Source organism: Caenimonas sedimenti (genome assembly GCF_007833165.1).
Classification (GTDB): Bacteria; Pseudomonadota; Gammaproteobacteria; order Burkholderiales; family Burkholderiaceae_C; genus Ramlibacter; species Ramlibacter sedimenti.
On the sequence record NZ_VOBQ01000029.1, the window covers coordinates 34655 to 46537 of the forward strand.

Annotated in this window: 15 protein-coding genes; 5 read left to right on the forward strand and 10 right to left on the reverse strand. The window is 68.1% G+C overall.

Annotated features, from left to right (window positions below; genetic code table 11):
* Positions 1 to 79: 79 nt before the first annotated feature.
* Both FN976_RS27590 and FN976_RS27595 read left to right on the forward strand, forming a co-directional pair.
* Complete coding sequence (locus tag FN976_RS27590; RefSeq protein ID WP_145897101.1) at positions 80 to 568, forward strand: GlcG/HbpS family heme-binding protein; 489 nt, start codon at positions 80 to 82, stop codon at positions 566 to 568.
* Positions 565 to 1263, forward strand: a complete 699-nt coding sequence (locus tag FN976_RS27595) for an ankyrin repeat domain-containing protein (RefSeq protein WP_145897103.1) — start codon at positions 565 to 567, stop codon at positions 1261 to 1263. Before FN976_RS27590 ends, FN976_RS27595 begins: the two co-directional genes overlap by 4 nt.
* A 16-nt stretch (positions 1264 to 1279) precedes the next feature.
* Here FN976_RS27595 and vapC read toward each other — a convergent pair whose 3' ends face one another.
* Genes vapC through tyrS form a run of 3 tightly spaced genes read right to left on the reverse strand, consistent with a single transcriptional unit; the run spans position 1280 to position 3259 of the window.
* Entirely contained in the window at positions 1280 to 1690 is a 411-nt protein-coding gene (gene vapC / locus FN976_RS27600) for a type II toxin-antitoxin system VapC family toxin (RefSeq protein ID WP_145897104.1), read from the reverse strand.
* On the reverse strand, positions 1687 to 1980 hold the full coding sequence (locus tag FN976_RS27605; protein WP_145897106.1) for a type II toxin-antitoxin system VapB family antitoxin: 294 nt from the start codon (positions 1978 to 1980) through the stop codon (positions 1687 to 1689). Before FN976_RS27605 ends, vapC begins: the two co-directional genes overlap by 4 nt.
* 43 nt (positions 1981 to 2023) lie before the next feature.
* On the reverse strand, positions 2024 to 3259 hold the full coding sequence (tyrS, locus tag FN976_RS27610) for a tyrosine--tRNA ligase (RefSeq protein WP_145897108.1): 1236 nt from the start codon (positions 3257 to 3259) through the stop codon (positions 2024 to 2026).
* Positions 3260 to 3438: 179 nt separating this feature from the next.
* On the opposite strand from tyrS, the gene FN976_RS27615 reads away from it, so the two are divergent.
* Together FN976_RS27615 and FN976_RS27620 are read left to right on the forward strand one after the other, a co-directional pair.
* The gene (locus FN976_RS27615; RefSeq protein WP_255440879.1) at positions 3439 to 4785 is read left to right on the forward strand and encodes a M23 family metallopeptidase; all 1347 of its coding nucleotides are present in this window, start codon (positions 3439 to 3441) and stop codon (positions 4783 to 4785) included.
* A 34-nt stretch (positions 4786 to 4819) separates the two neighbouring features.
* On the forward strand, positions 4820 to 5929 hold the full coding sequence (locus tag FN976_RS27620; RefSeq protein WP_145897110.1) for an anhydro-N-acetylmuramic acid kinase: 1110 nt from the start codon (positions 4820 to 4822) through the stop codon (positions 5927 to 5929).
* Positions 5930 to 5945: 16 nt separating this feature from the next.
* Here FN976_RS27620 and erpA read toward each other — a convergent pair whose 3' ends face one another.
* The 6 genes from erpA to FN976_RS27650 form a co-directional block, all read right to left on the reverse strand.
* The gene (erpA, locus tag FN976_RS27625) at positions 5946 to 6311 is read right to left on the reverse strand and encodes an iron-sulfur cluster insertion protein ErpA (protein WP_145897112.1); all 366 of its coding nucleotides are present in this window, start codon (positions 6309 to 6311) and stop codon (positions 5946 to 5948) included.
* A gap of 65 nt (positions 6312 to 6376) precedes the next feature.
* On the reverse strand, positions 6377 to 6775 hold the full coding sequence (locus FN976_RS27630) for a bactofilin family protein (RefSeq protein ID WP_145897114.1): 399 nt from the start codon (positions 6773 to 6775) through the stop codon (positions 6377 to 6379).
* A 21-nt stretch (positions 6776 to 6796) separates the two neighbouring features.
* Positions 6797 to 7504 (reverse strand): DUF6776 family protein, encoded by a 708-nt coding sequence (locus FN976_RS27635; RefSeq protein WP_145897116.1) that lies wholly within the window; start codon positions 7502 to 7504, stop codon positions 6797 to 6799.
* 93 nt (positions 7505 to 7597) lie between these two features.
* Positions 7598 to 7990: a 30S ribosomal protein S9 gene (rpsI, locus tag FN976_RS27640; protein ID WP_145897118.1), complete on the reverse strand. Its 393-nt coding sequence runs from the start codon at positions 7988 to 7990 to the stop codon at positions 7598 to 7600.
* Entirely contained in the window at positions 7987 to 8433 is a 447-nt protein-coding gene (gene rplM, locus FN976_RS27645) for a 50S ribosomal protein L13 (protein WP_145897120.1), read from the reverse strand. Before rplM ends, rpsI begins: the two co-directional genes overlap by 4 nt.
* A gap of 157 nt (positions 8434 to 8590) precedes the next feature.
* Positions 8591 to 10198 (reverse strand): DUF8728 domain-containing protein, encoded by a 1608-nt coding sequence (locus tag FN976_RS27650; RefSeq protein ID WP_145897122.1) that lies wholly within the window; start codon positions 10196 to 10198, stop codon positions 8591 to 8593.
* Positions 10199 to 10246: 48 nt separating this feature from the next.
* Here FN976_RS27650 and FN976_RS27655 point away from each other — a divergent pair, with 48 nt between their 5' ends.
* Entirely contained in the window at positions 10247 to 11146 is a 900-nt protein-coding gene (locus FN976_RS27655) for a 23S rRNA (adenine(2030)-N(6))-methyltransferase RlmJ (RefSeq protein ID WP_145897124.1), read from the forward strand.
* Between the two features lie 21 nt (positions 11147 to 11167).
* On the opposite strand, the gene FN976_RS27660 is transcribed toward FN976_RS27655, so the two are convergent.
* Positions 11168 to 11695: a CAP domain-containing protein gene (locus FN976_RS27660; RefSeq protein WP_255440880.1), complete on the reverse strand. Its 528-nt coding sequence runs from the start codon at positions 11693 to 11695 to the stop codon at positions 11168 to 11170.
* Positions 11696 to 11883 lie beyond the last annotated feature (188 nt).

Consider the following 11883-nt stretch of genomic DNA (forward strand, 5'->3'; position numbering starts at 1 on the left):
CGAATGTTCGGGCGCGACGCGAATTTCTACAGTGGCGTCACGGTTGATCGAACCGGTTGAACTCCAGGAAAGACCCATCATGCGCAAGCAAGCTTCCATCGCCCTCGCCCTGTCCCTGCTCGCCGCCGGCGCGTCCGCCCAGGGCGTGCGCACCGAGCGCAACGTCTCGCTCGCACTCGCCAACCAGATCGCCGCGGCGACTGTCGCCTCCTGCAGCGCGGCCGGCTACGCCGTGACCGCCACGGTCGTCGACCGCGCGGGCGGCGTCCGCTCGGTCCAGCGCGCCGACAATGCCGGCCCGCACACGCTGGCCGCCAGCCTCGACAAGGCGTTCACCTCCGCCTCGGCGAAGAACAACACGCTGGCGATGATGGAAGGGGCGCAGAAGAACGCCGCCGCCGCGAACCTGGTGCACATCCCCGGCTTCCTGCTGCTCGGTGGCGGCGTGCCGATCAAGGTGGGCAACGAGACCATCGGCGCGGTGGGCGTGGGCGGCGCGCCCGGTGGTCACCTGGACGAGCAGTGCGCGGTCGCGGCATTGGACACGGTCAAGGACCAACTCAAGTGAAGCCCGCTCGCCAGCTCCTGGCGGCCGTGGCCTTGGGTTGCGCGGCACTGGCCGCCTTGCCCACCGCGGCCCAGACCGGTCCCACGCCCGCCGAAGCCGCACGCTACCAGGGCCTGCACGCCGCGGCTCACCGCGGCGATGTGGCGCAGATCGGGAAACTTGCCGCGGCCAAGGCCGACCTGAACGCGCGCGATGGCAACGGCCGCACGCCGCTGCACGTGGCGGCGTTCGCGAAGCAGCGCGCCGCCATCCAGGCTCTGGCGAAAGCCGGCGCCGACCTGAACCTGCTGGAGAACGACCGCTACGACGGGGTCACCATCGCCTCGGTGGCCGATGACGAGGAAACGCTGCGCGTGCTGCTGGCCCTGGGCGCCAGCGCCAGGCTGGTGACCAGCCGCTACGACGGCACCGCGCTCATCGCGGCGGCGCACCTGGGGCACGACGGCGTGGTGCGGCAGTTGATCGCAGCCGGCGCGCCGCTGGACCACGTCAACAACCTGCACTGGACGGCGGTGATCGAATCCATCGTGCTGGGCAACGGCGGTGCGCGCCACCAGGCGACGCTGAAGGCGCTGATCGATGCCAAGGCCAACCTGCAGCTGAAAGACCGGCAAGGCCAGACGCCGCTGCAACTGGCGAAGTCGCGCGGCTATGGCGAGATGGTGAAGATGCTGGAAGCGGCGGGGGCGAAGTGAGCGCCTCGCAGGGGCGTCAGTGCGCGCGGCCTGGGTAGACCAGGAGTGCAGGCTCGATCTCCGCCAGTGCCAGGAAGTCCCGGTCGTTGTGGACGAGCAGTGCCCCGTGCTCCAGGGCGATGGCTGCGATCAGGCAGTCGTTGGCGCTGCGGATGGTCAGGCCCTTCTGGCGCGCCCGCCGGTGCAGTTGCGCCGCGATCTCGTAGGTCGAGAGCTCGCGGGGCTCCAGGATCAGCGTGCACCACATCCTCTCGCGCATGACTTCGTATTGCGCTTCGTGCCGGATCCCCTGCAGCACCTCCTGGAAGATGATGCCCGTGGTGGCGATCTCCTCCTGCTCGTCCCGATCCGCCATGAAGCGCGTGGCGCTGGTGGTGGCACCACGGCTCGCATCGATCCAGACCGAGGAGTCGGGGAGCAGGATCATTTCTTCGTTCGCCGGGCCTGCGCAGCCACGGCCGGCCGTGCCTTGTAGCTGGCCACCGGCTGCTCGACGCGGTACATCCCGGGCGGCTCCCCTGGCTGCGTCTTCGGGTCATAGTCCGGCCAGAAGTCCTCTTCCTTGAGGGTGCCCCAGATGTCGCGAAAACGTGTGCGCTGCGAGCGGGCCACGAGGTCGCGCAACGCCTTGTCCACCACCTCGCGCTTGGTGCGGGCGCCCGAGACCTTCATCGCTTCCGCGACGAGGTCTTCATCGATGTCGATGTTGGTGATCATGTCCTGGATTGTACAAGCCTTGTACAACCCAGAAACACGCCTTCTATGACAGGGTGACGCGCGCGAATTTCCGCTTGCCGACCTGCACGACATAGGTTCCCGCGCCGAGCTTCAGCCCCTTGTCGCTCACCACGCCGGAGTCTACCCGCACCCCGCCACCCTCGATCAGCCGGTTGGCTTCGCTGGTGGAAGGCGCCAGGTTGGCCTGCTTCAGCAATTGCGCGATGCCCAGCGGGGCGCCGGACAGCGTGACTTGCGCGATCTCGTCCGGCACGCCGCCCTTGCTGCGGTTGATGAAGTCCTGCTCCGCCGCATCGGCCGCGGCCACGCTGTGGAAGCGCGCGGTGATCTCCTTCGCCAGCAGCACCTTCGCGTCCTTCGGGTTGCGTCCGCCATCCACTTCGGCCTTCAGCTTCGCGATCTCGCTCTCCGGCCGCGCGCTGAGCAGGGTGAACCAGCGCCACATCAGCGTGTCGGCGATCGACAGCACCTTGGCGAACATGGTGTTCGCCTCCTCGGTGACGCCGATGTAGTTGTTCTTGCTCTTCGACATCTTCTCGACGCCGTCCAGGCCTTCCAGCAGCGGCATGGTCAGGATGCATTGCGGCTCCTGGCCGTACTCCGCCTGCAGGTGCCGGCCCACAAGCAGGTTGAACTTCTGGTCGGTGCCGCCGAGTTCCAGGTCGCTCTTCAGGGCAACGGAGTCGTAGCCCTGGACCAGCGGATAGAGGAATTCGTGGACGCTGATCGAGGAGCCGGTCTTGAACCGCTCGTGGAAGTCGTTGCGCTCCATCATCCGCGCCACCGTGTACTTGCCCGCCAGCTGGATCATGCCGCGCGCGCCCAGTGCGTCGGACCATTCGCTGTTGTAGCGGACCTCGGCGCGGTCGACGTCCAGAACCGTGCGCAGCTGGTCGAAGTAGGTCTTGGCGTTGGCCTCGATCTGCTCGCGGGTCAAGGGCGGCCGCGTGCTGTTGCGCCCGGACGGGTCACCGATGGTGGTGGTGAAGTCGCCGATCAGCGGAATCACGGTGTGCCCCAGGTCCTGCAGCTGGCGCATCTTGCTGAACACCACGGTGTGGCCCAGGTGGATGTCCGGCGCCGTCGGGTCCAGGCCGAACTTGATCCGCAGCGGCACGCCCGTGGCGTCCGACCGCTCCAGCTTCTTGCGCCACTCGTCCTGCGGGATCAGCTCCTCGACGCCCCGCAGCGTGACCGCCATGGCCGCGTCCACGCGCGCCGGGTCTGGGGGGTTTTTTGTAACAAGGGCTTGATTCATAAGGACTTTTACAGATTCGGGCGCCTGCGGGCTGGCTATACTCGCGCCACGATTTTCCGCTGCCGATTCTAAGTGGCGGCACTCCTGCTGCTTTCCGCCATCGGCCGTCACCTCGGCCGCATGCCGGGGAACCTCCTACTTGTTTGTAGGACAAACAGGGCCCGAAGAAGGAACCGAGTTTGATTCATGGATTTCTGAACCGCGCCGCCCATGCGCTGGAGCACCACCCGAAGCAGGTCACCGCGCTGCTGGCCGCCGTGATGCTGGGAGGCGGAGGCGGCGCCTACGCTGTCGCCGAACTCGGTCCCGACGCCTCGGCGCTGCCCGTGCAGCAACTGGTGGAGGAGGTCGAACCCCTGCCGCTGCAACAGCAGAGCGACGCGCTGGGGGTGCACAGCTTCAACCTGTTCACCACCGACCAGGTCCGCGGCTCCGACACGGTCGAATCGCTGCTGGCCCGCCTCCAGATCAACGACCCGGCGGCCGCCGCCTGGCTGCGGCGCGACACGGCGGCCCGCACCTACCTCCTCAGTGTGGCGGGACGCACGATCCATGCCGAAGCGGACGACGACCGCAACCTGGTGCGCCTGAGCCTGCGCTGGAGCGGCGACGACACCGCGCAGTTCAAGCGGCTGGTGGTCGAGCGATCGGCCAGCGGCGGCTTCGCCTCGCGCGTCGAGGTCGTGCCCTACACCACCTCGGTTCGCGTGGGCACGGGCGTGTTGCGCTCCTCGCTGTTCGCGGCGGTCGACGACGCCGGCATCCCCGATGCGGTCGCCACGCAGCTGGTGGACATCTTCGGCGGTGACATCGACTTCCACCGCGGACTGCAGCGCGGCGACCGCTTCCACGTGGTCTACGAGATGCTCGAAGCCGACGGCGAGCCGCTGCGCGCGGGCCGCGTGCTGACGGCCGAATTCACCACCCGCAAGCGCACGCACCAGGCGCTCTGGTTCCAGCCGCCGGGCAAGCCGGCGGGCGGCTATTTCGACTTCGACGGCAAGAGCCTGGAGACCGCTTTCCTGGCCTCGCCGATGGAAGTGTCCCGCGTCACCAGCGGCTTCAAGATGCGTTTCCACCCGATCCGGCATGCGTGGACGCAGCACCGGGGCGTGGACTACGGCAGCCCCGTCGGCACCCCGGTGCGCAGTGTCGGCGAAGGCAAGGTGCAGTTCGCCGGCTGGATGGGCGGCTACGGCAACGTGGTGCAGGTCGACCATGGCCGCGGCGACAGCACGCTGTACGCGCATTTGAGCCGCATCGACGTGCGCCCCGGGGCCGCGGTGGCGCGCGGCCAGCGGCTGGGGGCGGTCGGCCAGACGGGCTGGGCCACCGGGCCGCACCTGCACTTCGAGTTCCGCGAGAACGGTGTGCACGTGGACCCCCTGGAGGTCGCGCGGCGGCAGCCGCCCACCGAGCTGGCGGCCGACGCCCGGCCGGACTTCAACCGCCTCGCCGGTTTCATGCGCCACCAGCTGGTCGCCGCGGCCAGCCTGTCCGGCCGCTCATCGGCGTTCGGCGAATAGCGTTCTTCGGGACGCTCCGGGCTAACATCGCCCGATGTCCGAGCTCTATATCGGCCTCATGTCGGGCACGTCGATGGACGGCGTCGATGGCGTGCTGGCCGACTTCTCCGCCGCGCCGCTGCGGGTCCTGGCGGACGCCAGCGCCCCCCTGCCGGACGCGCTGCGGACGGAACTGATGGCGCTCAACACCAGCGGGCCCGATGAGCTGCACCGGGGCTGGCTGGCGGGCAACGCCCTCATGCGCATCTACGCCGACGTGGTGCAGCAGCTGCTGAGCCAGGCCGGCGTCGCCGCCACCGTCGTGGACGCCATCGGGGCCCATGGCCAGACGGTGCGGCATCGCCCGCAGCAGTTCGACGGCACCGGCTACACGATCCAGTTGGCCCAGCCCGCCTTGCTGGCCGAACTGACGCACATCGACGTGGTGGCGGACTTCCGCAGCCGCGACGTGGCCGCGGGCGGCCAGGGCGCCCCGCTCGCGCCGTTCTTCCACCAGGCCCTGTTCGGCCGTCCTGGCAAGACCGTGGGCGTGCTCAACTTGGGCGGCATCTCGAACCTGACCCTGCTGCATGCCAGCGGCGCCATGCAGGGTTTCGACTGCGGGCCGGGCAACGCCCTGATGGACGCGTGGTGCCAGCAGCACACGGGGCAGCCCTATGACGCCGGCGGCGCCTGGGCCGCTTCCGGCCGGGTGATCGAGCCCTTGCTGGCGGCGTTGCTGGCCGAGCCCTACTTCCGGCTGGATCCGCCCAAGAGCACCGGGCGCGACCTGTTCAACCGCCCCTGGCTCGACGCGCAGCTGGCCGCGTTCGCCGGCTCCGCCCCGGCCGACGTGCAGGCGACGCTGGCCGAGCTCACCGCCCGCGCCTGCGCGGCGGATGCGCGGCGCCTCGCGCCCGCCCTGCGCGATGTGATCGTCTGTGGCGGCGGCGCCCTCAACACGCACCTGATGCAGCGCCTGCAGGCCTTGCTGCCGGGCACGCGGGTCGCTTCCAGTGCCGCCCACGGCCTGCCGCCCCTGCAAGTGGAAGCCGCGGCATTCGCCTGGCTGGCCCGCAAGGCGGTGCGCCGCGAAAACCTGGACCTCCAAAGCACCACGGGCGCCCAAGGCGCCCGTGTGCTGGGGGCAATCTACCCCCGCTGATCACTTCAGAAGTTGCTCAGGTCGAGAAACTGGAACCGCAACCGCAGGTGGTCGTGGCGTTCGGGTTCTTGATGACGAACTGAGCACCCTGCAGGTCTTCCTTGTAGTCGATCTCGGCGCCCACCAGGTACTGGTAGCTCATCGCGTCGATGAGCAGCGAGACGCCGTTCTTGGTCATCACGGTGTCGTCGTCGTTGGTGACTTCGTCGAAGGTGAAACCGTACTGGAAGCCGGAGCAGCCGCCGCCCTGCACGAACACGCGCAGCTTCAGGTCGGGGTTGCCCTCCTCGGCGATCAGGTCCGCCACCTTGGCGGCCGCGCTGTCGCTGAACAGCAGCGGCTGGGGCATTTCGGCGGTGACGTTCTCTGCAACTGCGCTCATGGAGATTCCTTCGGCAAACGGGACGGCTGGGCCCTATGGTAAGCCCAGCGAGTCCGCGGCGCCAATCAGGCGCTCTTCGATGCCAGTTTCAGTAGGGGCTTTTCGTCCTCGGCGCCCATCACGAGCGGGCGCATCTGCCCGGAGATGATGGCGCCCTGGTGCATTTCAAGCGCGACATAGGAGACATCGCCCTCGATCCGCGCCTTCGGCTGCAGTTCCAGCAGCTCGCGGGCGTGCACCGGCCCGCGCACGGTGCCGTTGATGATGACGTGGTCCGCCTGGACCTCGCCCTGCACCACGGCCGCCTCGGAGATGACGAGCAGGCTCGACTGGTCGGAGGCGCGGATGTCGCCGAAGACCTCGCCGTCGATGCGCAGGCCTTCGTGGAACTTCATGTTGCCTTCGATCCGCGTGCCCTGCGCGATCAGGCTCTTGATGGGGGGCTGGGCTTTCTTGCCGAACATAGGGTCTCCTCAACGAACGATTTACAAAGACACGTTCTGCACGGCGCGGCTGACCGCGCCCTCCACCACCTTGGCAGAGACGTTTTTTACCACGGCATGGGCTGGCAGGTCGATCATGCCCTCCATTCGCCGGTATTGGCGGAACTGCAGGGGCAGTGGACCGCCCGGCAAAGCCATCATCCAGGGCTTGCCTTCGAGGGTGCCGGACACGCTGAGCTCCAGCTTGCCGCGGAATTCCGGCGCGTTCTTGACGGGCTGCAGCACCAGCACCTGCCACTTGAGCTGGGTGCCGGCCAGCACCTCGGCCTGCAGGCCGCGGATGGCCACGCCTTCGGCACCGCTGGACGGGATGAGTTTCTCGAAAAAGCCGAGGTCGTCACGCAGCGCGCGGTTCTCGGATTCGAGCGTCTTGATCTGCTGGGCCAGGCGCTCCTGCGCGGCCTTTTCCGCAGTGATCAGGCTGCCGGACGTGTTGAGGATGGACTGCGCCTTGTCGCGCTCTTCCTGCAGCTTGGCGAAGTCGGCACGCAGCCGGAGCAGTTCCTCGCGGGCGCCCGAGTCGAGCCCGGCGATTTCCTTGCCGAACTCGAAGGCCCACAAGCCGATGGCGCCGCAGAATCCCAGCACGACCGCCGCCCCGGCCCAGCGCAGCGGCCAGGGCATGGCGCTGCGCAGCACCATCCGCGGGGCACTGATCGTGAGCCGTCGCCTCAGCAGTTTGAAACGCATGGTTGAGCATCCTGCCCAATCAACAAAGCCGCAGCAAGTGCGAACTTGTGCGGCTTTGTGTCGGACGAAACCCCGATGTCGGGGATCAAACGGTTAACGCTTCGAGAACTGCTTGCGGCGGCGCGCGGAGTGCAGGCCGACCTTCTTGCGTTCCACTTCGCGGGCGTCGCGGGTGACGAAACCGGCAGCCGACAGCGCCGGCTTCAGGGTCGCGTCCCAGTCGATCAGCGCGCGCGTGATGCCGTGGCGCACCGCGCCGGCCTGGCCGGACTCGCCGCCACCGTGCACGTTGCACATGATGTCGAACGTCTCGGCATGGTTCGTCAGCATCAGGGGCTGCTTGGCGATCATGATCGAGGTCTGGCGGCCGAAGAACTCCTGGATGTCCTTGTCGTTCACCGTGATCTTGCCGGTGCCCTTCTTCATGAACACGCGGGCGACGCTGCTCTTGCGCCGGCCGGTGCCGTTGTTCCAGTCACCGATCATTTGGGGGCTCCAGGGAGTTCGAGCAGCTTCGGCTGCTGGGCGCTATGCGGGTGCTCGGCGCCGCCGTACACCTTGAGCTTCTTGATCATGGCGTAGCCCAGCGGGCCCTTGGGCAGCATGCCCTTGACGGCCTTTTCCAGCGCGCGGCCGGGGTGCTTGGCCTGCATTTCCTTGAAGGTCTGCTGGCGGATGCCGCCCGGGTAGCCGGTGTGGCGGTAGTAGATCTTGTCGGTCTCTTTCGCGCCGGTGACCCGGAGCTTGGAGGCGTTGATGACGACGATGAAGTCGCCGGTGTCGACGTGAGGCGTGTAAATGGCCTTGTGCTTGCCGCGCAGTCGGAGGGCAGCTTCGCTGGCTACCCGTCCGAGCACCTTGTCGGTGGCGTCAATCACAAACCACTCGTGCGTCACGTCAGCGGGTTTCGCGCTGACAGTGGTGGTCATAAGACTCTCGAGCTTGGTTTGGGAGGACTCTTTTCCGCGGTCGGTGTCCCTCTGGCGGGGATCTCTTAGGCGGTGGATGTGTCGATCAATGCAAATTGCCCGACGTCTCTGCCGCGGAGTCGCAAGGCGCTGCAGAGCCCGGCATTATACAAAGGAATCAGGGAAAGGGCGCGTTGGGCGATTCGGCCGGGACGGGAGGGGGCGGCGGAGGCGCCGGCGGCTTGCGGCGGTAGACCAGGAAATGCTTGTCGACGTTCAGGTCGTTGCGCTTGATCCTGGCGGCCTGCGGGTCGGCCTTGAACTCGCGCTCCAGCTGGTAGTCACGCGCCAGGAAGGGGTGGTCCTTGCATTCCCAGGGGCGCAGGGCGACGTAGAGCGGGCGCAGTTCGGCGAACACGTCGCACATGGGCGTGCGGGGTTTCTTGCGCAGGAAATCGGTCACCTGCCGGCTGGCCAGGCCCGGATAGTCCAGGATGGCACGGCGCGAGTAGTAGGCCGAGTAGCCCAGCGGTTCCATGCCGGCGTAGTCCGTGGGTCCCAGCACCTGCCCGAGGTATCGCCCCATCTGCTGGCGCACCGGGGTTTCGATGAAGCGCTGGATCCCGCGCTCGGCGCGGATGTTGCCCGGCAGGACGGCCAGCAGCGCCGCCGCGTAGCCGAGCGCCACCACGGTGGCCGCCGACGGCCGCGGAAAGACACACACCAGCCCGTAGCCGGCCACCAGCACGGTGGCGGCGGACAGCGGCGCCAGGTACCAGCCGAAGACCCCCGCGACGGCGAACTGGTAGTAGAGCCAATAGGCGAGCACGAAAGCGACCGGCATGTAAAGCGCGTCCACGCGGCGCACGGCCGCCTGCCAGGCCCCCACGACGAAGAGACCGCCGACCAGGATGGAAATGGCGCCGTTGTCCCATTCGCGCCAGTGCCCCATGCCGTGGCCGGCGAAGGAGGGCCCCAGCGGCACCAGCAAGCTCAGGAACTTGTGGAAGTCGCGCCCGCCGTAGGAATAGCCGAACCACTTCGCCAGGATGGTGTTGGGGATCGGCGAGCCGTAGTACAGCGACGTGAACAACAGCCACGGCAGGTACAGCATGAACGCGATGGCCAGGATGCGCGGCAGCTCGCGGCGCAGGAAGGCGAGGCAAAAGCCCAGGCCCAGGAGGTTGAGGAACAGGAAGTCGGGCCGCGCGTAGAGCGCCAGCGCCATGCCCACGGCGATCAGCCGCGGCGAGCGCACGGCATAGGCGTGGAAATTGAAGAACAGCACGAGCGTGACGACCGTGGTCTCCATCCCCGCCATGCCCCACAGGACCTGGTGGTGCTCGAAGGCGAGGTAGCCCAGCGTCGAAATCACCCAGGCGAGGCGCATGCCGGGTTCCACCTCGACCCGCTGCATCAGCCGGTGCGCCAGCCAGACCACACCCACGGCGGCCAGCGCGGAAGCCGCCTTCTGGAACGCCAGCGCGTGCGCCGCCACACCGTCGACCAGACCCGACAGCAGCGGCACCAGCACGCTCAGGGGGCTGGTGAAGCCGTGCAGCGGCGCCTCTCCGGGCTTCACGTGCGTGAGGCCAAGCCCGGCCCAGAAGTTCTCCACGTGCAGGACGGTGATGAGCGCGTCTTCCCAGGTGCGCTGGGTGTGGCGCCAGAAAAACAGCCGCAGCAGCAGCGCAATCACCAGCAGGGCACCCACGGTGACCGGCACCAGCAGGTCGTGGACAGTGCGCCGGCTGCCCGGCTCGGTGGGGATGCTGGTGGCCTCCATGAGGCATCCTAGCAAGTCCGGGCGGCCCGCCCGCTGTACCATGCCCGCATGTTCAGCTATCGCCACGGTTTCCACGCCGGCAACCATGCGGACGTGCTGAAGCACATGGTGCTGATCGCCGTCCTCAAGCACCTGACCGCCAAGCCGACGGCGCTGACGGTCATCGACACCCATGCCGGCGCGGGGCTGTACCGCCTCGACAGCGACTTCGCGGGGACCTCGGGGGAAGCCGCGGACGGCTACCTGAAACTCGCCGCCAGCCCAACGGCGGCTGCGGCCTCGCCCCTCATCGCCGACTACCTGGCGCTGGTGGCCGGCTTCAACCCGTCGGGCAAGCTGAAGATCTACCCGGGCTCGCCCTTCGTGGCCCAGGCCGTGCTGCGCGACGAAGCCCGGGACCGCCTGCGCCTGTTCGAATTGCATCCGACCGACAGCAAGGCGCTGGCCGGCCACATCGAACAGATCGAAGCCAAGCGGATGGTGAGCATGGAACGCGCGGACGGCTTCGAAAGCCTGCGCAAGCTGCTGCCGCCGCCTTCGCGGCGGGCCCTGGTGCTGATGGACCCGAGCTACGAGATCAAGACCGACTACGCCCGTGTCGCGGCCGTGGTGCAGGAGGCGCTGACGCGCTTCGCGACGGGCACCTACATGGTCTGGTACCCGGTGATCCCGCGGCCCGAGGCGCACTCATTGCCGAAGCGGCTGAAGACGCTGGCCAACCAGGCCGGCAAGCCCTGGCTGCACGCGACGCTGAACATCGGGCAGTCGGAGGCGCGGGCCAAGGCCCTGCCCGGCGACGACGCGCCGCGCCCCGGCCTCACGGCCAGCGGAGTGTTCCTGGTGAATCCGCCCCACACCTTGAAGCCGGCACTGAAGGAGGCGCTGCCCCAGCTGGTGGAGGCGCTGGGCCGCGGCCGGGGCCAGGGTCAGGTGCTGGAAGCGAGCTGAGCGCCTGGCCGCAGGCTGAACCTAACGGCGCGCCAGCACCATCGTCCAGTAACCCCCGTAGACGGTGCCGGCCCGCGCCGCGCAAGCCACGCCGATCTCCGTGAACTTGGGGTCCATGATGTTGCTGCAATGACCGGGGCTGTTGAGCCAGCCGCGCATCACCGAATGGGCGTCGAACTGGCCCGCTGCGATGTTCTCGGCCACGCCGCGCCATTTGTAGCCGACGGCATCCACGCGATGCGCGGGTTCGGTGCCGCTGAGGCTGCGGTGGTCGAAGTAGTTGCGGTCCGCCATGTCGCGCGAGTGGCCCGAGGCGGCCGACACCAGTTGGTCGTTCCAGGCGACGGCGCGGGCTGCGCCGTAAACCTGTCCGCCGCAGTTGGAGCCGCGCGCACGCACGGCGTTGACCTGCTGCAGGATGGCCTCACGCAGGCCGGGCACTTCGCAGGGCGTGCTGAATTTCATGGTTCCGGCACTGGCCACGGCCGGTGCCACGAGCGCCAGAGCCAGCACGGCAGAGGCAGGAGCGGGCGGTTGGAAAAAACGCATGCCCATGGGATGTAGGACGGCGCCGCAGGTTCCCCTGGCACCTCGTCCTACGTGACACGCGCTAGGAGCCTGGGCGGCAGAGAAACGGGCCTGCGCCGGCACCTGAATCAGCGCCAGGCTAGGCGCGGCCGACGCCGTGTGCTTTCGCACTCAAGGAGGCCGTAACGACGCATGGCGCTGATTCAGGT

Coding starts and splice junctions, on each gene's coding strand:
- FN976_RS27590 (WP_145897101.1), top strand. CDS start 80: ATGCGCAAGCAAGCTTCCATCGCCCTCGCCCTGTCCCTGCTCGCCGCC.
- vapC (WP_145897104.1), bottom strand. CDS start 1,690: ATGATCCTGCTCCCCGACTCCTCGGTCTGGATCGATGCGAGCCGTGGT.
- FN976_RS27605 (WP_145897106.1), bottom strand. CDS start 1,980: ATGATCACCAACATCGACATCGATGAAGACCTCGTCGCGGAAGCGATG.
- tyrS (WP_145897108.1), bottom strand. CDS start 3,259: ATGAATCAAGCCCTTGTTACAAAAAACCCCCCAGACCCGGCGCGCGTG.
- FN976_RS27620 (WP_145897110.1), top strand. CDS start 4,820: ATGTCCGAGCTCTATATCGGCCTCATGTCGGGCACGTCGATGGACGGC.
- erpA (WP_145897112.1), bottom strand. CDS start 6,311: ATGAGCGCAGTTGCAGAGAACGTCACCGCCGAAATGCCCCAGCCGCTG.
- FN976_RS27630 (WP_145897114.1), bottom strand. CDS start 6,775: ATGTTCGGCAAGAAAGCCCAGCCCCCCATCAAGAGCCTGATCGCGCAG.
- FN976_RS27635 (WP_145897116.1), bottom strand. CDS start 7,504: ATGCGTTTCAAACTGCTGAGGCGACGGCTCACGATCAGTGCCCCGCGG.
- rpsI (WP_145897118.1), bottom strand. CDS start 7,990: ATGATCGGTGACTGGAACAACGGCACCGGCCGGCGCAAGAGCAGCGTC.
- rplM (WP_145897120.1), bottom strand. CDS start 8,433: ATGACCACCACTGTCAGCGCGAAACCCGCTGACGTGACGCACGAGTGG.
- FN976_RS27650 (WP_145897122.1), bottom strand. CDS start 10,198: ATGGAGGCCACCAGCATCCCCACCGAGCCGGGCAGCCGGCGCACTGTC.
- FN976_RS27655 (WP_145897124.1), top strand. CDS start 10,247: ATGTTCAGCTATCGCCACGGTTTCCACGCCGGCAACCATGCGGACGTG.
- FN976_RS27660 (WP_255440880.1), bottom strand. CDS start 11,695: ATGCGTTTTTTCCAACCGCCCGCTCCTGCCTCTGCCGTGCTGGCTCTG.